We start from the raw sequence: 22,759 nt of genomic DNA, 5'->3' as shown, positions 1-22,759 counted from the left end.
TAAAAGGACAGATGGTACCTACGTCCTCTTTATATAGATTATGTATTTGTTCAGATACGACTAAATTGTGTCTAGTGTAGAAAAAATTAGACAAATTCAGCCTTATATAGAACCAAATTCAACGGAAGTAGAATTATCCTCATTTCCATAATAGTAAGGATTTGCTTCTTGCGTATTATTAACAGCAGTTTTTAATAGTACTTCCTTATCACTATTCCATGCAACTTTCTCCATAATTGGAATATAATCCTTACACTTTTGATTATCTCCACAATCCTTGATTTTACCATCATCATTTAGATAACGCTTCAATGCATCATAGTATACTTTAGTGTTATTACCCTCTTTATCTATCATTTGTCCTAAGGTATTAACAAGTATCAATGGTGCAACTTGTTTTGCTTTTACAACACTTGTTTCACTGGACTCTCTAAAGAGATTAGGACATGCTCCTCTGGAAAAAAAGCTCTTGTTGAATTCTGGATTACTACGGTAAACGTTCGGGTAACAGAAACTCTTAATCTCTTCTTCTTGACACGCTAACTCTATTTGATCATCCACACATTTTTCACATTCTATATTACCAAGCCAGGATATTGAATTAAGATCCTCTGTAAAGGCAAATTTAAAATTTACTGCACCATAATTACCATTTGCTCCCTCTTCTATATATTTTGCAATCTTAGGATTACTGTACATCTCAGGATATAATTCCTTTAGTAAATCAGATGCACTAAAACCTTGACAACCTATCTTATTATCAACTTTATAAAAATGAGAATATGGCCCACAATTTTCATACTTGGAACAATCTGAGGTTACTTTTCGAGATGTAATTTCTCCATTTTCATTCTCTCCTTCATCAGTAACAGGTTCGCCCGTATCAATTTCACCTTCTCTATCGGTAACAGGTTTATCTATACCACTTCCTTTTTTACATTCTTCAGCTATTTTTTATACCACTCAGTCTCTGCTGATGATTGCTCTACATTTTAATTTCCGTAGCTGTTCACAACATTACACTCTGGAACTATATACCTAATATCGCATGCTGATTTCTCTCTTTATCTTCTGCAAATTAATTAAATGAAGGGCATTAAGTATCCACACTACTAAAAAAAGTGTGGTACAAAATATAAACATTGCAATGAGTGGCAGCAGTAAAGAACCTTCTATTGCTACTCCACCTTTTCTAAAAATACTTGCTGGCTGATGAAGAGTAGACCATAAATTCACAGAAAATTTTACTATGGGAATATTTATAGCACTAAAAATGGCAAATACTGCTGATGATTTCTCTGCTCTTGCTTGATTATCAAAAGCGCTCCACAATGAAAGATAACCAACATACAGAAAGAACAAAATCAGCATTGAAGTAAGCCTTGCATCCCATACCCACCAAGTACCCCATGTTCCTTTTCCCCAGACGCTACCTGTGATTAAGCATATTGCCGAAAAGACTGTCCCTGCAGGAGCAGCAGCATGTGCCAAAACACTAGCAACGCTATTGTTCCACACCAATGAAATGAAACTGAGTGATGCAATGAGTCCGTATATTCCAAGAGCAAGCCATGCAGAAGGCACATGAAGATACATAATTCGTACAATTTCTCCTTGTTTATAATCTCCTGGGGAGAAGAATAATGCCAAGAACATTCCAATTAAAAAACATGCGAAACAAATAACCCCAAGCCAAGGTAGAGCTTTTTTAGTAAAAGAAGTGAAATTTGTAGGCTTTAATAAAAACATTTGTTTTGAGAATAATTGTGTTAAGAATTTATCAATTAGTTTGAGTTTTATCAACAAGATAGTTTTTCTATATTTACGTAGTATAATAAATTAGCACAATTTCAGTAGCAGATTGCTTGCTATTATTTTTAGTATAACGTTGATGACCCTTAAAAAGCTTAACCTACACTTAGTGTCAGATTCAAGTGGTGAAACTGTTATATCAGTTGCAAAATCAGCCCTGAAACATTTTCGTTCTGTAGAAACTATCGAATATGTTTGGTCTTTTGTAAAAGGAGAAGAGCAGATCGATAAAATTCTGGAGGAAATTGAGAGAAAAAGTGATGAGCATAACTTTGTTATATGCACTATTACTGATGATGGGCTCAGAAAATATCTAAAAGATAATTGTATCAAGTTAAAAATTCCATATCGAGCAATATTATCACATATTATTAGAGAAATCTCATCCTATCTTGAAATTGAAAAGGATGAAAAACTTGACCTGTATACTGAAATAAATAACGAGTATTTTCAGCGTATTGAGGCAATAAACTATACCATCAATCACGATGATGGACAAAATATTCAAGATATTGATAAAGCCGATATAATTTTGGTTGGAGTTTCACGCACATCAAAATCTCCCACTAGTATGTATTTAGCTTACCGAGGCTATAAAGTTGCAAATGTTCCTTTTGTTAGCGAGATACCCTTTTACGTCGACTTAGCAAAATTAAGAAATAAACTGACTATAGGAGTAACAATAGACGTAAGAAGGCTAATAGAAATACGCAAAAATAGACTGACTTCAATTAATAATGAAGGTAATAATATATATGCTGACCCTAGAAAAGTAGAAAAGGAAATTAAAGAAGCAGAGGAGTTCTTTAAGCAAAATAACTGGCCAATTATTGATGTTACGCAAAGGTCGATCGAAGAAGTATCAGCAACAATTATACAATATTTTAATAAAATTTAATCAATTGACTAACTCGCTGTAAGTGATAATAATGTAAGGTAATTCTATTCTTACTGTAGATATGAAAGTTAAAGGATCGCTAAAATCTCATCGTAACAGAGATAAAAATTGTAAAGTTGTGAAAAGGGGTGGTAAAGTTTATATTATAAATAAGGTAAAGCCAAGATGTAAAGCGCGTCAAGGTTCTTAGCTTTTTGTTTTCCTTTTTATGTCATATGTTTTTCATATGGAAGCATGGTTAGAAAGAAACAAAAACTGTTGCATAGCACTGCCCATTTCTTCTCTTACATTATATTTTGGTATTAACATGATTACAGGCAGACGTGGCTTGTTAACATTAATTAACTTAAAAAAAAGAAATTAATTACGTGCGTCAACAAGTCCATGAATTTTAGTTCCACCCTAAGCCCTCTTGAGCTTGAGAATTTTTTCTATATATAGGCTGAGCATGAATGACATCTGATCATCAATTATGCAAATCTTGTTGTGCATACTTAAGTCATTTTGCCAAAATTCCCTTTTTGCATCACCTTTTAAACCTCTTGTGTATACTTCTGTAATTGTGGTAAATTTTTGATCATTGGCAGCCACTTCTCCACACTGCTTCCATACATATTCTCAACTTCTTCTCGCTTTTACTGTGTATTCCTTTTGTGCTCTTTAAAACGGTACCTTCTATATATATATTTATTGTCATTAGGCTAAGTTACCGCTTTTTTTCCATTTTTATACTTCCTGCCCTTGATTAATTTGACCTGCTAACATTTTGTTTACAGGGCCTGCTATTAACTCTGCACAATTTATTCTTATGGTAAAAACTTCTTCTTCACTCTTATTTTTCCTTAACTTGACGCATATGGTTTGTTAAATACTCCCGTCTGTCAAGGAATTTCTACTCATGAAGGTTATGGCTTGGAAGATTACTGAAATTTTGAAAAATGTAGTCTACTTCTATATTCAAATATATCAAGCAGTAATTCAAAATTAGCTATTGTACCTTTTGCACTATTATATGCAAGGTTGAGCAATTCTCTGTCCTCATATAAATCAGCAAATTTAAACTCCATGCACCCTGATTGTTTTGTGCCTAGAATATCTCCGCTACCCCTCAGCATCATATCCTTTTCAGCAATATAAAATCCATCTTGTGACTCACACATAATCTTTAACTTTGAATACGAACTTTTACTGAGATTGTCATATAACAGTACACAAAAAGACGGTTTATTTCCTCGTCCTACTCTACCTCTTAACTGATGTAATTGCGATAACCCGAACTGCTCTGCATTCTCTATAATCATAATAGTTGCATCTGGTACATCTATGCCAACTTCTATCACAGTGGTTGCAACAAGCAGAGAAAATTCATTTCTCTTGAAGGAAAACATCACTTGATCTTTCTGCTCTTGAGTTAGTTTTCCGTGTATTATTCCGACTCTATCAAAAAATGTCTTTTGTAGTTCCTGAAAGCGCATTTCTGCTGCGGCAATATTGAGTTCTTCGTTTTCTTCTATGTATGGACAAATCCAATATGCTTTTTCGCCTCTATTTATAGCATTTTTCAGTCTTTGAATAATATCTGATACTTTTTTAACGTTCATAATAACGGTTTTTATTGGCAATCTAGATTTTGGTTTTTCCCTTAAAATAGAACATTCAACATCACCATACATAGCTTGCTGCAAGGTTCTTGGAATGGGAGTTGCAGTAACAAAAAGTATATCGGTATTTTCTCCTTTTCCTACCAACCGATTCCTCTGTATCACTCCAAATCGCTGTTGTTCGTCTATGACTGCGAGTCCTAAATTTTTAAATGTAACGTTAGCTTGAAATAATGCATGAGTACCAATTACTATATTTAAAATACCACTTGCAAGTTCGTTCATAATAATCTTTCTTTCCTTGCGCGCAGTTTTACCGGTAAGCAAAGCAACTTTTATATCAGTACAAGATAGAGCTTCTTCGATCCAATTATAATGTTGCTCAGCCAAGATAGTAGTTGGTGCCATTAGAGCTGCTTGCATGTTATTTTCTACCACATTCAGCATCGCAAAGAGTGCAACTACAGTTTTGCCACTCCCAACGTCACCTTGCAGCAGACTTACCATGCGGTATCTGGATTTTTGTCTTTCTGAGATTTCATCTATCGCTCGAATTTGATCATTTGTTAATTGGAACGGTAATTCATTTAAGACCTGCTCTTTGTATTTACTCAATATTATAAATTCTTTTCCCTCTTTTTTTACATGATTTTCCCTTGCAAGCTTTAGTGCCAACTGGTACGCAAATAGCTCATCATAAGCAAGTCTTTCTCTGCAAACTTCTGCTTCTGCGAGTGAGCTCGGTCTGTGCAATCTTATGATGCTTTCTTTCCAATTCAGCCATTTCTTTTGCTTGATTAATGTTTCATCTATCCACTCTGGCAAATCAGGCAAATCTTTTAGATTAGAACTTATTATGTTTCTAATGCTCTTGTTAGTAATACCGCGACATAATTGGTAAACTGGCTCTATGCAGGCTATTTCTTTAAATTGATTGATATCAGATAACATATAATCTGGGTGAGTAATTTGCCAATGTTCGGCAAACTTTTCAAGTTTACCACTGATTACTATATCTGTTCCAACTGGAAATAATTTATACAAATATTTAACTGAGTAATTAAAAAAAACTATAAATAAATACTGACTTTCACTTTCAACGATTATTTTATATGGCCTACCTCTAACAGTGGGGCGCTGGTGCTCATACACTTTTGCCATAAAAGTTGTAAATTCTCCTACTTGAGCATCAGGTAGTGATTTACTTCTATCCACATAACTGAGCGGCCTATAAAACAGCAAGTCCATTACTCTGTCTCCACCGCAAAGTTTAGGCAATATTGCGGAATGAAACTTTGGTATATTCTCAATTTTACTATTTAGAAAAGTCAGCACACTTGACTGCTCATCAACATTCATACTGTGTAAAACCGTTTATTCATAATAGAGCCTTACTAAAATCCTGTCACCCTATTATGACTGTCTATGTTAAGTATATTATTGACATATTAACTATTTTTATGTATTATTATACTATCAGCAATTCATATCAAAGTATTAACAATGAACAACTCTACACAGGAAAAAAATGAAAATCCAGTCGTTACACTAAAAGCTCAGGCAGAAAAGTTTGATTTCAGTAAGTTAAGAGCTCCAAGAGATAATAAAGCAGCAAATTCTGGTGAAGCTATATATAAAGATTTTGACAGAATGGACTTTGTTATTAAAGACAGAAATATAGACAAAATCTTAATTAAAGCGCTGGTAAACAGAAATAAGGAAGGATTTGATAAGATTTGGGAAGAATATTGTGAAGATCCGGAAATCCCTAGTGATAAAAAAACTGATCAATATAAAGAAGAGATTAAAAGATTTTACGATTTAGGCAAAGAACACACGCATCTATTACCGAAAGAAGGAGATAAAAACAAGAGTTATCGTGCATTTGCAAAAGAAGTTTTTAAGGAAATATTTGAATATGCCAACGCTCAGGTTCCAAGTGACTCTATCTTAGAGGAATTGGTTACCAATTGTAATCAGGCAGGGTATGAAGCTGGTGTATTTATAGAATCTCAATTTGCACTTAGCCAACATTCATTGAAAATACTCTCACCTAAAAAAGTTATAAATATCTATTATGTTGACCAAAATAATGTGAGTGTTAGATCTGATATGACATTACCAATACTCTCCCAAGAGAGTGATGTTCAATTAGGTGACAAGGTATGCGATCTATCCAGCTCACTAGAATTTACACTTGAATCTCAAGATGGGAAAGATGATGTGATATATAAAGATGGCAAATTGTCACTTACTGTGCCTAGAAAATTGAGAGATTACAAAATTGATGGCAGAAGTTTATTTGATACCATTAAAGAATATTTCTACAAATTCTGCGAGAAGTTAGGATTCAAGTTTGAAGTAGAAATAGAACACAATTTTGAAGAAGAAGATTCTTTATATGAAGGTGAGGAGTATAACTTTGAGGGAGCACGTCTTGTGTTTCAAGAACAACCTCAAAACTATATAGAAGATCCAGATGTGGATCCTCTTAATAAAAAACGTGAAATTTCACCTTGATAATATGTACTAGACGCAACTTAATCTGACAGAAAAACTAATGTCAATCTCTATGTTTGATGCTACTAATATTTTTCTAAAAAGCAATATGCTTGCTATCAAGAAAAGTCTGCATAGCAATATTTACCTAAATGAGGCCTTGTCTCAATTCCTAAATATAGCTGTGATTTTCTGGTTTATCATAGCCCATATCAGTCAAAATGCGCGATAATAGCACCATCAAAGAAAGATATATTAAAAAGATTAGCGGCAGTAATTGCAGTTTTCTCTGTTTGCCATAGCAACTCTTGAGTAGGTATCAGTAATAATGATAATCTATATATCTGCTATAAAACCTCGAGATCCGTAGAATAGGGCTGACTAAGGTTCTCATACATTCCTGTATGCTGAGAACATAAAAGCTCTTTTGATTCTATTCCTAAATCCTCAAGTATTTGCTCCTGTTCAGCTATAAGTTCTAATAGCCCTGTTCCACTTTCACTTACTTCACTTCGTTCAAGACACATAAGTTCTGTTAACTCTGCTATGTCTTCTCTAGAAAGCTGATTTTTTTCAGAAAAAGTTGCTTCACTCATATGGTCCTCTTTTTGATATAAAGAGTATCTTATACAAGAGAATAACTAAAATAATCTAAACTCTTGTGTCATATTTGTAGCTTGGTGTAGTTATATGGTACATTTCAGATAAGAGTACTGATTATCTAATTGTAGGAGAAGACCTAGTCAAAATATAAAAAAGCAGTGGAATTTGGGGTGGTAAATTCAGAAGTGTCTGAATAACTGTGTGAACTAAGTTCGGAGGAGAATAGTATCAAGAAAGGAGAAAATTATATGGTCTTACCTTTATTGATGTATTAATTGAGAAGAGTTCTTAAAAGTTAATGTTTTGTTAGTTGTTTCATACTAAAATAGGCATATATAAATAATTAGGAGAATGTTATGCGGTCTAATTCCAATTCACTTAATAAATACGGATATGTATCTGATGCAAATGGATTGTCTCACCAACAAATGGGAATGTATGATGATTTAGGAAGATATGAAGTTGCTGATGAAGATATGATGTACCAAAAAAACTATGGTATTATTGGTGATAGTTTAAAAAAAGTAACAAATCTGACTGGAGATACAGCAAAGAGTATAGCAGATTACCTTATTAAACCTGTTAGTGATCAGGTTGCAAAGCAAATCGTTGTTCCATTAGGAACGGAGATTATAAGTAAAATTGTCGTACCTATTACAAAGAAAGTTGCAGAACAAAATCAAGACATGATAAAAGAGCTAACAGATAAACTCATGGTTCGCGTGGAAGATTTTGCTCGGTTACAAATAGAAAAATTAAAAGAAGACGTAAAGCAAGAGATAACATCAATATCAGGTAAAGTTTTAGAGAAGATAAAACCTTCTTCATGGCTTCCATGGAAAGCAGAAAGTTTGGATGAAGCTTATTCTGACACTTATGTACCAAATGATATAGATGAATTTGCATGGTAGAGCTTCAAGGTTTAGCAAAATGTTTTTTGGTTTATATTCGCTTGAGGTTAACATCATTGGCCTTAAGCTTTTTTTAATGCTAAATGATCTTACTGTATATCTACAAATTCTTCCTGTGATTTTCAACTCTAGAGGTTATGCTTAAATTATAATATCTACCAAAAAAATAGTCATTTTGCTTGGATATTTGATATAATTTAGATCTATTAAAGCAAAAGCATGAATGAAGTAATAACATTTGGTTGTCGTCTAAATTTCTACGAGAGTGAGTTAATCAAAGAAGCATTAAAAAAAGCAAAGAGAGAAAATGTTGTTGTAGTGCATAGCTGTGCAGTGACAAACGAAGCAGAACGCCAAGTGAAGCAAAAAATACGTAAGATCTATAAAAACGACCCAAGTAAAGAAATTATCGTAGTTGGCTGTGCCGTTCAATTAGATCCTAAATCATATAGTGATATTCCTGGTGTAAGTAAAGTGCTAGGTAATCAAGACAAGCTAAGAGCTGAAAATTATCTACTAAATAATGATGAAATCTTAGTCAGTGATAACCAAGTAGAACCTATTCTCATTAATGGATTTGAAGATAAATCAAGGGCATTTATTGAAATTCAAAATGGTTGTAATCATAGTTGTACATTTTGCTCAATTACTGAGGCAAGAGGAAATAATCGATCTGTGCCAGTAAACAATATTATAGAGCAAATTAAGATTTTTATAGAAAATGGGTATCAAGAAGTGGTGTTTACAGGTGTTGATATTACTGACTTTGGTACAGATTTGTTTGGTAAGCAATCACTTGGTTCGATGGTTAGGAGAGTTTTAAAGGATATACCACAGTTAAAGAGACTAAGACTTTCCTCTATTGATGTTGCTGAAGTTGATGATGAACTAATGGATTTAATAGCTAATGAGTCAAGACTTATGCCTCACTTACACTTGAGTCTACAGTCTGGTAATAATTTAATACTAAAGAGAATGAAACGTCGTCACAATAGAGAACAAGTGATAGAATTTTGTCATAAAATGAAAAGCTTAAGACCTAATATAGCATTTGGCGCTGATATTATTGCTGGATTTCCAACAGAAACTGATGAAATGTTTCAGGATACAGTTGATTTACTGAAAAAAATAAATGTAGTTTATCTACATGCTTTTCCATATTCAGAGCGGAAAAACACACCTGCTGCACGGATGCCACAAATATCAGAGAATGTACGTAAAGAACGAGTAAAGCATCTAAGAGAAATAAATAAAGAAATGATGAGCAGTTTTTATCAATCTTTGCTCGGCACTGAGCAAAGCGTTTTGGTTGAGCAGAATAATATTGGTAGAACAGAAAATTTTGCATTAATAAAACTTACATCAAGAGTTCAAGCTAAAAGTATTGTGAAAGCTCATGTTAAAGGAATAGAAAATAATTGTTTAATTGGAAATATTATTTCTTAATTTTTGTACATTAAAGGAATATATGATATAGTAGTTATACTATAAGTGATAATTCATTTATGATAATTAGAATATCTATTGCTTTATTTTTCATCTTCATTCCGTGTGTCTATTTTTTTATTACTTATATCAGTAACAATACACACATTGAGCAAGTGCAGCTCTTAAAATTAGAAACGGACAATAATGAAAGTGTGATACATTCTGAAGAAGTTACTGAAAAAGAAGTGCCAATAAAATGTCAAGAACTTGAAAGTAGTTCACCTTCTGTTTTCCAAGTAGCTAATCAGAAAAATATATGGCCAAGTATTGCAGATCAAGCTGAACCTACAAAGGAAAAATCAAAAAAACTTGATTTCTATGTTAGTGCTAATGGTGGTAAGATATATTCTGATAGCTCAGAAGTATTTGTGGAGGGTATACGTGCAATAGGAAAAAGAATTCTTGCTTTAGCTGAGGGCCGTTATGGTGGTTTTCTTTTAGACCTATTCTTAGGAGATGAAATTAAAAACATAAAAAAATTTAACGGTAAAATTGATTTTCAGTGGCTTAGCAGCATATCTGTAGGTTACTATGCTGGAGAAAATGGCCGAGTTGATTTTGAGACCATGTATTCTAAAGTCAATATTGAAGATAGTAACTCTCCTCCGGTATTTGATAAATCAGCAAGTGTATCTGCATTCTTATTAAATTTTTACTATAACCCTAATGTTCAAAATACTCAATTTGCTCCGTATATTGGTCTTGGTATAGGATCAACAGTTTTTAGATTAAAAAGGATTGATAAATCATCTAAAAATTTAATGCCACTGAATGTTCCTTGGCTTGTTTATCAAATAAAGCTTGGTGTTGATTACTCAGTAATTCCAGAAGTTAAAACCTTTCTCGGCTATCGTTACTTTAATATTCCAACACCTATTGCAGACGATATATCCACTCATAATATTGAAGTTGGTTTGATGTTTAATTTTTAGTAATAATATCTTTTCAATTCTAATATCCTGATTTCCATTCAGAAATTTGATAAATCTATCCATATCTTTAATCTTATGGCCATATCCTTTGTGATAGCCTGAAGATGGTTTCTGTTTCTTTTTTCCTTTTCTTCCACAAATATATTGGTTTTATGCTCACTAAATTGGTGAGCATGTTACAACGTTTTTGACGACGAAAAGACTGGATAGCTACTTTCATGACAACCATTTAGTTGTCTTTTCTCGTCTATCTTATTTTGTCACTCTGCTGAACAGATACTAAAGTACTAGCTTTTGTGGGTTGATGCACAATTCTATCAGAAGTTTTGTGACTATAATTGCAGAAAACATCGAGCATAAAACTCCTATCGATAAAGTGATAGAAAATCCTCTAATTGCTCCGCTACCAATAATGAACATTATTCCTGAAGCAATTAGTGTAGTGAGGTTTGAATCAAGAATTGTTTTTATTGCGTTTTTAAATCCTTCTTCAATGGCACGAGCTGTTCTTTTTCCTGCTCTTATTTCTTCGCGGATGCGTTCAAATATTAAAACATTTGCATCCACTGACATGCCAACAGTTAGCGCAATTCCAGCAATTCCAGGGAGAGTAAGAGTTGCTTCAAGTAAGGTAAGAATGAGTAGTATAGAGATTACATTAAAAACGAGTGCAACAGACGCTAATAAGCCTAATTTGCCGTAAGTAATGATTATAGATAAACCAACGGCTATGATAGAGATTATTGCTGCAATTTCTCCTGCTTTTATTGACTCTTCTCCAAGGCTTGGACCAATGTTTTTTTCTTCAATTATTTTAAGTGGTGCAGGTAGTGCACCTGATTTTAAAAGTATTGCAAGTTCACTCGCTTGTTTTTCAGTGAAATTACCGCTAATTTCTCCCTCTCCATTTAGAATAGGTTCACGTATTGTTGGTACAGTTAAGACTGTGTTATCTAAAACAATTGCAAAAGGCTTTCCTACATTTTCTTTAGTAATTTTTGCAAATTTTTTACTTGCTATGCTGTCGAATTTGAAATGTACTGTTGGTTTACCTAAATTGCCAAATCTAACTGATGCGTTAACTAATGAATCACCGCCTATTTCAGTTTTGCGGAATATCGGGTAGGAATTACCCAAAGAATCCTTGAGCATAATCGTAGTGTCATGATCGATATCTTGCATTTTAGCTACATTGGTGTTTGCCAAATGGAAGGCCAGCTTGGCTGTTTTGCCAAGCAGAGATTTTATCTGCTGAGTGTCTTCTACTCCAGGAACTTGGACTAATATCTTATTTTGTCCTTGTTTTTGCACACTTACTTCCTTAGTACCAAGCTTATCTAAGCGTCTTTGAACATTAACTATTGACTCTGAAACTACTTCATTGATTAATGAATTCTTATAATGCGGTTTATATGAAATGAAAATTGCAGTATTTTTTCTACTCAATTCTAAATTTGGGTTTATTTTATGTATTAACGTTGAAACTTTTTTGTAATCATCAATATTATTTAAAGTTACAACCACTTGTTTATCGTTTTTTGCGCTAAATTCAATCTTTTGTGTTAACAGACCTTCTTTTATTTCATCGGTTAGCATGCTTAGTTTCTCTTTGAAGTAAAAATCTAAGTCTACATTTAGAAGCAGAGATGATCCACCTTTCAGGTCAAGCCCTAAATTTATTCTCTTTTTTGAGGTAAAGAACTTATTATCAATAAAATTTGGCAGTATTATATATAAGGACAGCAAAAAAATTAGTAACACTGAAAGAGATTTAACTATTATCTTGTTTGGCATAAATTTAAACTATATTAGTGCATTGTAGACCGAATAGTTGCTAATCACAAGCACCTAAAAGATTAGGACCGCCTAAAGCCCTGATCTATAATTGATGGTCTGCGTTTGTTTTTCTAAAATATCATTATAAATCCATGAATGAGGTTCAGAGGTAGCTTTAAGATTCTCTATTTGTTTATTTTTTCTAATGCTATCAATCGGAAGGTAAATGCATAAACCAAGTATTGAGAAAGTAACTATGGTAGCTGGTATGTGAATAGCAAGAAATTCACTATAACTTGGATCTTTCCAACCGAGAGGACTAGATAGAGAAGGATGAGAGGAAAATCTGGGAATTGCTACTACTGCACTTAATGCTGTTAGAATAATAGCGACAGTAGTACATACAAGAGGTAAAATATTCTTTTTATTAAATCTGCCATTAGAATCTTTTAAAATATCAAACATACATACTCCTAGATTACTAAATGTTCGTGATACTAAGGGCTAATTGTAAAATGTTCAATAACTAAATTGGAGATAATAAAAAATGGGCATAGAATATAGACATATAATATGAAGGATATATGCTAGTTAAAATAGGTACGAGAGGAAGCGACCTTGCGCTCATCCAAGCTTTGGAAGCAAAACAAAGATTATTAGAGTCTTTTCCTAATCTATCCGTTGAGATCATTAAAATCAAAACTTCTGGTGATAAATATGCTAATGTAACCCTTGCTGAAATAGGAGGTAAAGGACTGTTCCTCAGGGAGATTGAGGCTGAATTACTCAAAAATAATATAGATATGGCGGTTCATTCGCTAAAAGATGTACCTGCGTTTTTCTCGAAGGACTTAACAATTCCTTGTGTTTTAGAGAGGCTAAGTCCATGTGATGTATTTATTTCTCATAAATATAAGAGCCTAAAAACTTTGCCACAGCAGGCTACAATTGCAACTTCTTCAATAAGAAGAAAAGTTCAGCTGTTAAATCTCAGGCCAGACTTAAATGTAGTGCCACTGCGTGGAAATGTGACAACTAGACTGCAAAATCAGAATTTTGATGGAATGATTTTAGCTGAAGCAGGGCTGATAAGATTAAAAAAATATCACTTAATTACAGAGGTATTGCCACCAAAAGTCATGTTAAGCGCAGTAGGGCAGGGGACAATTTGCATTCAATGCCGAAAGAATGATATAAAAGTTATCGATCTTTTAGAGAAAATTAATAATAATATGTCTTTTATAAGGGCAAAATCAGAGCGCAGTTTCATGAAGACAGTAAATGGTTCATGCTTTACACCGCTTGCAGCTTTAGCAGAATATGTGAGTGAAAACATGCTACATCTTTATTGTATGTTAGCGGGCGAGAGAGTTATATACTTTACTGAACGCACTTCGTTTGTAGAAGATGCAGAAAAAATGGGTATGGATGCAGGATTAGAGTTAAAATCAAAATGCTTATAAGCTTACCTAAAGTATGTGGAATCTACCGTTATAATGTTTCAATGTCTAAAATGACTTGGTTAAATGTTGGTGGCCAAGCTGATGTACTATTTAAGCCACGTGACATTGAAGATCTAATGTGCTTGATAAAAGATGCGGAGTTACCAATTAGCGTTATCGGTGCAACATCCAACATAATAATTCGAGATAGTGGCATTCGAGGAATAACGGTGAAATTAGGTAAGGAATTTGCGTATATTAAATGTAAAGATAATAGCTCCATAGTTGCAGGTGGTGCTGCACTGCTTAGTAACCTTGCCTACTTTGCAGGGGAACAGCAAATTAGTGGGCTTGAGTTTCTTGCTGGAATTCCAGGAACAGTTGGCGGTGGAATAGAAATGAATGCAGGTGCATATGGTAGTGATATTGCGAGTGTTGTAAAATTTATAAGGGCAGTGAATCTAGAAGATGGAAATTTATATGAATTCTCCAGCGAAGAAATGGGATATTTTTATCGTGGACATAGTCTAAAAGGCAGGTGGATTTTTATTGAAGCTGAATTTAAAGGAGTAAGTTCAGAGTATGAGCTTATATTGCAAAGATTGAAAGAAGTTATTGATAAAAAAAATAAAAGTCAACCAGTAAGAGGAAAAACTGCTGGTTGTATATTCAAAAATCCAATAGGCTGCAAGGCATGGAAACTGATTGATGAATCTGGCTGCCGAGGATTAGATAATGGTGTAGCTAAAATTTCTAAGAAACATTGTAATTTTCTACTCAATTACAATAATGCAACTGCACTTGACTTAGAAAACCTTGGCAACAGAGTAAAAGATGCAGTAAAAGATAAATTTAACATTGAACTTGAGTGGGAGATAAGGGTTTTGGGTAGGTAACTTCTAACCTTCTCTAATATGACCTATTTCAATTGAGTACACTTCAATTTAAGTCCAAGGTACACTATTTTGCGAGGATAATTTATGCTTCCTTTGAAGAAAAGCATTCTTTTATTTTTTCAATTACCGGCTCTATAATGTAGTGATTTATTTTCTTAATCATAGGTTCTACAATCATATTTCCAACAATAAGGCCTGTAATTGGGGCAATAATTCCTATTGTCGCACCCATCAAAACTGCTGATCCTGTATTTAACATTACACCAGGAAAAATAGCACCTATAGCTGCACCAAGACCAATCCCGATTGCAGTGCTAGTAACGCCCATACAAAATATAGGGAAAATGCATTCTCGATTTACTTTATCTTCCTTATAATCACAATATGTAAGGTATGCGATAGATAATATTGTAGAAACAGCAGCAATAATTCCACCTATAATGGAAGGTGATAAAATTGCGAAACTTGGACCAAGACCTACAAGCACTCCTATTGAAATATTCATTCCCATTAATATTCCAACAAGGATTAACTCTTCTTTAGTTTTTTTATCCATACCCCTCCTTAACACTTAATTAATAATAAAATGTTACTCATCTTTACTTAACCTGTAAAGTTATCTTAACCTAATTTCAAAAATTATTGTATAATATCATTTTGAGGTTTTATTTTCAATGCGCAAACTTGCAATACTCTTTTCTATACTGTTTGCGGTAATTGCTTACTATTTAAACAATGAAGTAATATTTGAAATAGCAAAGCTATTTAGCGATATATTCATCAGTCTGTTGAAATTGATTAGCTTACCTTTAGTTTTTCTATCTATAGTGTCCACAATTTCAGGGCTTAAAGACTCAATTGAAATTAAAGTATTACTTAAGAAGACGCTGTTTTACACGCTGTTTACAACAATTGTAGCTGCATTTGTTGCGTTATCTTTCTATTTATTCATAGACCCAGTAAGAAAAAATTTCATAAGCAACACAATAGAAAGTGTGAGTGACAGCAATCACAATTACTTTTCATACTTAAAATCACTCATTCCATCAAATTTTGTGCAAGTTTTTCTTGAAAATAACGTTATTGGCAGCATATTGATTGCTTTTTTGATGGGTGGAGCTATTATTTCGCTCTCAAAAGAAAAACAGGATATATTACACCAAATATTCTCTGCACTGTTTGATACACTTCTTAAAATTGCTCAAGGGTTGTTAAAGTTTATTCCTCTTGCTGTATGGTCTTTTATCACATGTTTTTTATACGAGTTAAAAGGTGGCAGCGAATTCCATAGTCTTTTTTGGTATTTTGCTTGCATAATGTCTGCAAATTTCGTGCAAGCATTTGTGATTTTACCACTACTCATGTGGTATAAAGGTATATCACCAATTCAGACGCTAAGGGGAGTTATGCCGGCACTCATACTGGCATTTTTTTCTAAATCATCCAGTGCGACACTACCGACAACCATAGACTGTGTGCAAAATCAGCTAAAAGTGCCAAAGAAATTGTCATCTTTTATTCTACCAATATGTACAACTATCAATATGAATGCGTGTGCTGCATTTATTTTAATCACAGTGATGTTTGTTGCGGAGATGAATGGGCACACATTTTCCTTAAGTGAGATGTTCATATGGATTTTCTTAGCTACAGGAGCTGCAATTGGCAACGCTGGAGTGCCGATGGGGTGCTATTTTATGGCAACTAGTTATTTGGTATCAATGAACGTTCCTTTGTACATTATGGGGCTGATTTTACCTATTTATACAATCATTGATATGTTTGAAACTGCAATAAATGTTTGGTCTGATGTCTGTGTAACGCAGATAATTAATAAAGAATGTAAAACTTAGAATGATACTAGACAATCCGATAATAAAAGAGTTTGAAGAGGCTGGTGCGATTTTGCACGGACATTTTGTACTCTCGTCAGGGCTGCACAGCAACACTTACATACAATGCGCTAAAATTTTTGAAAATCCAAGCAGAGCAATGAAGGTTTGTGAGCTATTGGCAAATAAAATAAGAAAAGAGCTTGTTGAACCCATAGACTTAATACTATCTCCTGCAATTGGTGGAATAATTGTGGGTTATGAGATTGGTAGACAGCTTGGAATCCGAACAATATTTTGCGAACGTGTTAATGGTAAATTTGAATTACGCCGTGGATTTGAGATTAAACAAGGTGAGAAGATATTACTAATTGAAGATGTGATTACCACAGGTAAATCTTCACTTGAAGCAGTAAAATGTGCAGAAGAGAAGGGAGGTAAAGTTGTTGTTGAAGCTTCTTTGATAAAGAGAAGTAGTGAAACAAAACTACCTTTTTCTATTATATCTTTGATTGAACTGAACATTCAAAACTATAGCGAGAAAGAACTGCCAAGTGAGTTAAAACAATTACCCATAACGAAACCTGGGAGTAGAGAATATTTAACAAAGTAATTCTATATAGTATATTTTCTCTTGGTTTAGCTAAGGGTTTTATGGGTTTTTTAAATTTTGCCCATAAAACCCCTTTCATGATTAAAAATACACTAAATCTTGGTTTTCACATGTTTCATCTCGTGCAGCAGAAAACAATAAGTGTGTGATTCATATAGGTCATAACAACTGATTTGTCAGATTAAGTCTGAATTTTAAATAGTTAAGTAACGTTGTGTTTTTGAATTGACTTTAATCTTTGATCATGCTTGTAATTTTGCATGACAAAAGGCTCCTTTGACGGAATGTAATTTTTTTGCACTTCACTTAAACAAGGAATTGTACTTTCTAGCTCTTTATATTTTTCCCATGGAGTTTTCCCTTGAAGAGAGCTATGAGGACGTTGTCTATTATAATGGTTTTCCCAATCTCTGAGTTTAATTTGTAGGTCAGGATCCTTGATGTTAACACTACTGTAAAATTCATCTAAATCTGTACGCTGAGCTCTTTCCACTTTACCGTTTAAATGCGGGGAAAATGGCTTGATAGGACGAAATTTGATTTTCCATTTTTTCAAATATTCTTGCACCCCATAAGCAAAAAATTCCTGTCCTCTATCGGTTTGAATTCTTTGACAATGAAATGGCATTTTTTCTCTTAGTTGTTCAAGAAAATCTAGAGTGTTTTCTGCAGTACGTCTTGGGTACAATGTAACAACTTTATAACGTGTACAATCATCTATAGCGGTATACTGATAAAGTCCAGAAGCTATTTTGCATACATCCATCTGTATACGTTCTCCTGGTACTTTACAGTTGTAACGCTTTATTTGTTTGCGGTAATGACGTTTAATACGTAAAAGACTTACATCATATTTTTTGAAAACTTTGTGTATAGTAGCCAATGAAAAAGAGAGATCATGTAAACGTTTCAATTCAGTTTGAATACGTCTTGCTCCTAATTTTCTAGTTTTTCTTAAGTGGAGAATAAGTTGATCACTAGATATATTGGTTTTTTGTAAAGGTGAGGTTTTAGGCCTGCTACTAAGATTTTCTAATCCTTTTTCACCAAACTCCTTGTAACGTTTACACCATTTGCGTAAGGTAAAGCGTGAAATATTATAGTGCTGACATACTCTTCCTGCATGACCTAATTTTTTATATAGGTTTACCCAATTCAGGCGTAGCTTAACTTTAGAGTCCATTTACTTGCGGCTTTTATTGTTGATATACTTCCCACCATAATTGTAATAAGGTATATAAACTATCACAAGTACAAATTTCTATTTGATCTTACATTTTTATTGTAATAACCTATATGAATCACACAGCTAAACCTTTCTAAAATTGGCTTGTGTTTTAAATTCCAACGTTGCCCTGAAAGTTTATCGTTTCCCAATACAAATTTATTTCCTTCTTCTTCTATGCTATCAACCGGAAAGCACGCATTTGTTTCTCCTAAGTTCCAACTGTCCGATAATATAACTTGCGCTTTCGCAAACTTTATTTCTGGTAATAAGCTCTGTGGTAGTGGATATAGTGCTTTTAAATTGTACCACTGATGATTTCTTTCATAAATGCCTTTATAATCCCTTGTGTGAGGTTCTGTTTCCCCAAGTACTGCTACATCTAAGCGATATATGTCATTACTAAATGCTTGCTCATAATGGTTACGTAGATAACTCTCTATAACCTTAATTGATGTACCACTAAACCAAAAAAAATTTACTCTTCCAAACGATAATACTGGTCCATCTTTTTCAATTTTTATCCCTGAGTAATCCGATAACAAATTTCCAAAAAAGCTTTCATCTAATATAAACCTATCAACGTTATAGTGATCATTGAAAATCCTCATTAGCCGCGATCTTGCTGGTAACGATAGTTTTGCAAGTTCTACTACTGCATCTACAAAAAAGTCATTTGGAACATCTTTTATTCCTATCTGTAATTCAAAAAAGTGCTTGCCAGATGGCTCCTCAATAATTGTAATATCTTCTATATTCGCCCACTTTAGTGCTATTTTGAGTGATGCTGGAGTTCCTCTCAGTCTTTGAAATTTTACTCCTTCTACTACGGCTTTTCTTTTATCCTTTATCCAACGTAGAATTTCCCCCAATTCATATTCCTCAATCAACCACGGCAGTATTTCATCTTTGAGACTAAATTTAAATTCCCTGATGCAACTTGGATTAACTTTGTAGTCGATTGCTTCTACTAGCACTTTTTCTTGCTTTGTTGCGTTTGGCGGTAATAAACTTTTCATTTGCTTTTTCTTGCTCTAACTCTTTTGCTTATATGATACATAAGTAAACAAGAGATAGTTCTGACCTTGGTACGGAAATTTCCTCATTAAAAGTGTATCTGTTACTAAATTTGCTTAACGTAAAAACTGCTTGCCGTTACATTAGACATACTACTTCCAGGCTCATTGAGAGATACTCTGTTTTTTTTATTATCTTCTATTCTATGATTTCTACCACCGAGAGATACAATACCTTTGTTGGCAATGCAAATTATCATATCACCATCAGATTTTGTGAATATCTCTTTCTCCTCGCTTCTAGTATAGTTATGGCTATCATGCAACGCTTTTGCAATACTGTAAATGAGCTTCATATCACCATATGATACTTTTTCAATGCCAGCTCGTGTCAATGCTTTTAGGTCTGAACATATCCTGCTTGCAATTTGGTTAATAATAGCTTTTCTGCCATGCAACCCTCTTTGAATTTCCACAATATCAATCTCAATAATAGCTGTTCTGTCTTCCTTACTAAGCTTGATGTTGGGATGTTCTCTTTGCAGATCGTCAATTTCTTTCTGCTTCAGTTTACTTGAAAAGCACCTGGGTATTGAAAACGCAACAAATCCAGATCCAACTTTCAAGATCTTCATGCCCAACTCTGCACTGCTTCTTAACATTTCTGCGTGTAAACAAACCCTTGGATGGCCATCCACCACTTCTTTTAATGCAACTCTTGCATCTCTTTTAACCTTATCTGATGAATTACACCAATTACATGGATTAAACACATAAACTATTGCATGTAATGGCAAAAGTAGTGCTCTGCCTACAGCCCCGCAAAAGTTTGCATTTGATTGTTGTTCCTGTGCCATTAAAATACCCCCTAATGTTACCTATTTAAGTTTTGTATCCTCCACACATACAATATAATCTGAGGTAATATCGTGTCAATTGATTTACTGCTAATGTAATATATTCAAAAATATTATGAACTTCTTAAAAGTGCTTGCTAGTAAAAGAATACGTTTCAAATCCTATATTTCCTCTAATTTAACATGACTAAGAACTGCACACTCATTACCTAGCACCACAACATCCTCTCTTGGCTCGATTAATTCTACGTTTTCTACTCCTTCCACAAACAAATTCGCTATTATCCAAGATTTTGTAACATTCCATCCCAATCTTTTGCTTGCTTCAAACTTCTTGATGAACTGCTTCTTGATTTCCTCCTTTGATATCACAGGACTTATGCTCATTCTGCTGTGAATATCTATTTCCGTAATATTGCAACCAACTACTGTTACTGTATCTGTTAAAACCCTTATATCATCTCTAGTAACCTGCTTTTTTACAATTTCTAGTAGCTCTTCTGACAATATGCCAGTTTGTGTTGATAAGATTGAAATTTGTACTTTTCCTGGTATAGGTGATTCTACTAGTGCATCTTTTACTCTACTATCTGCTGACAGTGCATGATATTTATAATATTCCTTACTTCCTCCTGTTGACCAACCTGCTATTTTTGCTTTTACCCTCTTTCTAAATCTTTCATCCTCTTCTTCTTTTTCTCTCTCTACTCCATAAAATTCAGCCAAATTATCAAGATCTTCTCCCTTTGCAAATTTCAGTAAATTACTCTTTACTGCTTCGTTCATCCTTTGTCTGAGCAAAAGTTCTCGCCATGCTGCTACCTCCAGAATCTTTATCGCTGGATCACTTTCCACCAATCCTGTAAAGCTTGCATCCCGACTCACTAACTCTTCTTTCATTCTGAAAAATATTTCCTCAAAGTTCAGTGGTTCGATAATATTTGGCTGCTGCATTTTTAAACAACTACTCCATTAATATTTATGAACTTACCTTCTGAAAGATAGACACCTTCTAAATTCAATGTTACTCTCCCTTCTTTTACTTCTGTTATCTTCACTTTCTCTAATTTAAACCTTCTCTCCCATTTTTCCAAAGCTTCTGCAGTTGCTGCATATATCTCAAGTGTTAAATCTCTATTTATTGGCTTATCCACCAATTCAAATAATCTTGACCCATAATCTCTCCTCATTATTCTACTGTTAATAGGAGTGGTCAGTATATCAATTATCGATTGCTTTAAGTGCTCTATTCCCTCTAATTCTTTCCCTGTTTTAGCATCCATTCCTTTCATATATTTTTCATGGATTTGACTTAATACTTGCATGTTTTTCACGTGCTATAGAAATAGCCTTTCTCAACTTCTTTTCAAGAATTTCTTTAGAAGGAAGCTGTGTTAAATACTGTGCAACATGAATATTAGAGCCTTCGAGTTCAAGATATTCTATATCCTCTTGATCCTTATCAGCACATAAAATAATCCCTAACGGTTTTTCTTCACCTGCTTTTCGTTCATTTTTATCTAACCAATTTAAATACCATTCCATCTGTCCTTTATAAGCTGGTTCAAAGCGACCTATTTTTAGTTCTATTGCTATAAGGCGTTTTAATCCTCTGTGAAAAAATAGCAGGTCCAAATACCTGTCAGTTGTTTTAGTACTCATCCTTTTTTGACGTGTTACAAAACAAAAATCATTTCCAAACTCTTGTAAAAATTTTGTCAATTCATCCAAGATTGTATTTTCTAGATCAGTCTCACTATAACTTGATGGCAATTCCATGAAGCTAAGGAAGTATGGGTCATGAAAAATGAATTCTGGTGCTAACATATTTTCTTCACGTAAATTTTTTATACTCCTTCTTATAAACTCTTCAGGTTTTTTTGCTAGCGCTATACGTTCATACAACATAGTATCGATTTTACTACGTAGTGCCCTAACACTCCACCTTTCAATACGACACATTTCTATATAATAATTACGCTTCAGCTCATCAGAAATTGCAATAATTTCTACAAAATGTGACCAACTCAATTGTTGTGACAGTGTCGCGACAATTTCTTGATCAGAAAAGAATTTAGAAAATTGCACCATACGAAATAATGACGCTCTATCAAACCCACGTCCATATTTAATCTGAAGTTCTTTTGCAAGTTGGGAGATGATTTGCTTCCCATAATCTGCACGTTTGTGCTTTAGAATATCTTGATCAATTCTAGAGCCAATTTCCCAGTTTAACAATACTAGAGTAGAATTGAATTGAACAGAAAGATGATTTTTTGCTCTATCTATTAAATTACTAATGTCTCCTAATAGGCTAGTAGTTATATCCATATTCATAACTTTATTTTTGATAAGTAT

Annotated in this window: 24 protein-coding genes; 10 read left to right on the top strand and 14 right to left on the bottom strand. The window is 33.7% G+C overall.

Annotated elements, in window-relative coordinates; all coding sequences use genetic code 11:
- Positions 1-102: 102 nt before the first annotated feature.
- Positions 103-699 (bottom strand): hypothetical protein, encoded by a 597-nt coding sequence (locus ABWU28_RS05075; protein ID WP_353275064.1) that lies wholly within the window; start codon positions 697-699, stop codon positions 103-105.
- Positions 700-1,038: 339 nt separating this feature from the next.
- The gene (ccmC, locus tag ABWU28_RS05070) at positions 1,039-1,749 is read right to left on the bottom strand and encodes a heme ABC transporter permease CcmC (RefSeq protein ID WP_007301928.1); all 711 of its coding nucleotides are present in this window, start codon (positions 1,747-1,749) and stop codon (positions 1,039-1,041) included.
- A 142-nt stretch (positions 1,750-1,891) separates the two neighbouring features.
- Here ccmC and ABWU28_RS05065 point away from each other — a divergent pair, with 142 nt between their 5' ends.
- The gene (locus ABWU28_RS05065; RefSeq protein WP_019236612.1) at positions 1,892-2,710 is read left to right on the top strand and encodes a pyruvate, water dikinase regulatory protein; all 819 of its coding nucleotides are present in this window, start codon (positions 1,892-1,894) and stop codon (positions 2,708-2,710) included.
- 61 nt (positions 2,711-2,771) lie between these two features.
- Positions 2,772-2,900, top strand: a complete 129-nt coding sequence (ykgO, locus tag ABWU28_RS05060; RefSeq protein WP_006015378.1) for a type B 50S ribosomal protein L36 — start codon at positions 2,772-2,774, stop codon at positions 2,898-2,900.
- 212 nt (positions 2,901-3,112) lie between these two features.
- On the opposite strand, the gene ABWU28_RS05055 is transcribed toward ykgO, so the two are convergent.
- A complete protein-coding gene (locus tag ABWU28_RS05055) occupies positions 3,113-3,301 on the bottom strand; it encodes a hypothetical protein (protein WP_007301926.1) in 189 nt (62 codons plus the stop codon).
- A gap of 329 nt (positions 3,302-3,630) precedes the next feature.
- Positions 3,631-5,670: an ATP-dependent DNA helicase RecG gene (gene recG / locus ABWU28_RS05050; protein WP_052265032.1), complete on the bottom strand. Its 2,040-nt coding sequence runs from the start codon at positions 5,668-5,670 to the stop codon at positions 3,631-3,633.
- Positions 5,671-5,814: 144 nt separating this feature from the next.
- Between recG and ABWU28_RS05045 the strand changes: the two genes are divergently transcribed.
- Positions 5,815-6,831, top strand: coding sequence for a hypothetical protein (locus ABWU28_RS05045; protein WP_246485254.1), 1,017 nt, complete (start codon positions 5,815-5,817; stop codon positions 6,829-6,831).
- 326 nt (positions 6,832-7,157) lie between these two features.
- On the opposite strand, the gene ABWU28_RS05040 is transcribed toward ABWU28_RS05045, so the two are convergent.
- Positions 7,158-7,406 (bottom strand): hypothetical protein, encoded by a 249-nt coding sequence (locus ABWU28_RS05040; RefSeq protein WP_007301923.1) that lies wholly within the window; start codon positions 7,404-7,406, stop codon positions 7,158-7,160.
- A gap of 363 nt (positions 7,407-7,769) precedes the next feature.
- Here ABWU28_RS05040 and ABWU28_RS05035 point away from each other — a divergent pair, with 363 nt between their 5' ends.
- The 3 genes from ABWU28_RS05035 to ABWU28_RS05025 all read left to right on the top strand — a co-directional run bounded on the left by ABWU28_RS05035 (position 7,770) and on the right by ABWU28_RS05025 (position 10,744).
- Entirely contained in the window at positions 7,770-8,324 is a 555-nt protein-coding gene (locus ABWU28_RS05035) for a hypothetical protein (RefSeq protein ID WP_353275060.1), read from the top strand.
- 219 nt (positions 8,325-8,543) lie between these two features.
- Positions 8,544-9,770 (top strand): tRNA (N(6)-L-threonylcarbamoyladenosine(37)-C(2))-methylthiotransferase MtaB, encoded by a 1,227-nt coding sequence (gene mtaB / locus ABWU28_RS05030; protein WP_007301920.1) that lies wholly within the window; start codon positions 8,544-8,546, stop codon positions 9,768-9,770.
- Positions 9,771-9,829: 59 nt separating this feature from the next.
- On the top strand, positions 9,830-10,744 hold the full coding sequence (locus ABWU28_RS05025) for an outer membrane protein (RefSeq protein ID WP_353275058.1): 915 nt from the start codon (positions 9,830-9,832) through the stop codon (positions 10,742-10,744).
- 279 nt (positions 10,745-11,023) lie between these two features.
- On the opposite strand, the gene secD is transcribed toward ABWU28_RS05025, so the two are convergent.
- Both secD and ABWU28_RS05015 read right to left on the bottom strand, forming a co-directional pair.
- Complete coding sequence (gene secD, locus ABWU28_RS05020; RefSeq protein ID WP_012481842.1) at positions 11,024-12,538, bottom strand: protein translocase subunit SecD; 1,515 nt, start codon at positions 12,536-12,538, stop codon at positions 11,024-11,026.
- Between the two features lie 72 nt (positions 12,539-12,610).
- Positions 12,611-12,985, bottom strand: coding sequence for a hypothetical protein (locus ABWU28_RS05015; RefSeq protein ID WP_007301917.1), 375 nt, complete (start codon positions 12,983-12,985; stop codon positions 12,611-12,613).
- Between the two features lie 119 nt (positions 12,986-13,104).
- On the opposite strand from ABWU28_RS05015, the gene hemC reads away from it, so the two are divergent.
- Together hemC and murB are read left to right on the top strand one after the other, a co-directional pair.
- Complete coding sequence (gene hemC, locus ABWU28_RS05010) at positions 13,105-13,983, top strand: hydroxymethylbilane synthase (protein ID WP_007301916.1); 879 nt, start codon at positions 13,105-13,107, stop codon at positions 13,981-13,983.
- Entirely contained in the window at positions 13,974-14,858 is an 885-nt protein-coding gene (murB, locus tag ABWU28_RS05005; protein ID WP_012481841.1) for a UDP-N-acetylmuramate dehydrogenase, read from the top strand. Before hemC ends, murB begins: the two co-directional genes overlap by 10 nt.
- Positions 14,859-14,940: 82 nt before the next feature.
- Here the strand turns inward: murB and ABWU28_RS05000 are convergent, their stop codons facing one another.
- Positions 14,941-15,414, bottom strand: coding sequence for a glycine zipper family protein (locus ABWU28_RS05000; protein ID WP_007301914.1), 474 nt, complete (start codon positions 15,412-15,414; stop codon positions 14,941-14,943).
- Between the two features lie 118 nt (positions 15,415-15,532).
- On the opposite strand from ABWU28_RS05000, the gene ABWU28_RS04995 reads away from it, so the two are divergent.
- Together ABWU28_RS04995 and pyrE are read left to right on the top strand one after the other, a co-directional pair.
- A complete protein-coding gene (locus ABWU28_RS04995; RefSeq protein WP_264376897.1) occupies positions 15,533-16,711 on the top strand; it encodes a dicarboxylate/amino acid:cation symporter in 1,179 nt (392 codons plus the stop codon).
- 1 nt (position 16,712) lies between these two features.
- Positions 16,713-17,303, top strand: coding sequence for an orotate phosphoribosyltransferase (pyrE, locus tag ABWU28_RS04990; protein WP_213863764.1), 591 nt, complete (start codon positions 16,713-16,715; stop codon positions 17,301-17,303).
- A gap of 202 nt (positions 17,304-17,505) precedes the next feature.
- On the opposite strand, the gene ABWU28_RS04985 is transcribed toward pyrE, so the two are convergent.
- The 6 genes from ABWU28_RS04985 to ABWU28_RS04960 all read right to left on the bottom strand — a co-directional run bounded on the left by ABWU28_RS04985 (position 17,506) and on the right by ABWU28_RS04960 (position 22,738).
- Complete coding sequence (locus ABWU28_RS04985; protein ID WP_019078870.1) at positions 17,506-18,486, bottom strand: IS481 family transposase; 981 nt, start codon at positions 18,484-18,486, stop codon at positions 17,506-17,508.
- A 62-nt stretch (positions 18,487-18,548) separates the two neighbouring features.
- Positions 18,549-19,547 carry a phage tail protein gene (locus tag ABWU28_RS04980; RefSeq protein WP_230609259.1) on the bottom strand — a complete coding sequence of 333 codons (999 nt, stop codon included), beginning with the start codon at positions 19,545-19,547 and terminating at the stop codon, positions 18,549-18,551.
- Between the two features lie 104 nt (positions 19,548-19,651).
- Positions 19,652-20,401, bottom strand: coding sequence for a hypothetical protein (locus ABWU28_RS04975; protein WP_019236525.1), 750 nt, complete (start codon positions 20,399-20,401; stop codon positions 19,652-19,654).
- Between the two features lie 162 nt (positions 20,402-20,563).
- A complete protein-coding gene (locus tag ABWU28_RS04970) occupies positions 20,564-21,355 on the bottom strand; it encodes a baseplate J/gp47 family protein (protein ID WP_264376896.1) in 792 nt (263 codons plus the stop codon).
- A gap of 2 nt (positions 21,356-21,357) precedes the next feature.
- Positions 21,358-21,693, bottom strand: coding sequence for a GPW/gp25 family protein (locus ABWU28_RS04965; protein ID WP_096097272.1), 336 nt, complete (start codon positions 21,691-21,693; stop codon positions 21,358-21,360).
- Between the two features lie 7 nt (positions 21,694-21,700).
- Positions 21,701-22,738 carry a YhcG family protein gene (locus ABWU28_RS04960; RefSeq protein ID WP_353275053.1) on the bottom strand — a complete coding sequence of 346 codons (1,038 nt, stop codon included), beginning with the start codon at positions 22,736-22,738 and terminating at the stop codon, positions 21,701-21,703.
- Positions 22,739-22,759: the final 21 nt, after the last annotated feature.

Source organism: Wolbachia endosymbiont (group B) of Pilophorus perplexus (assembly GCF_964028155.1).
GTDB lineage: Bacteria > Pseudomonadota > Alphaproteobacteria > Rickettsiales > Anaplasmataceae > Wolbachia.
This window is presented reverse-complemented; position numbering and strand designations above follow the sequence as displayed.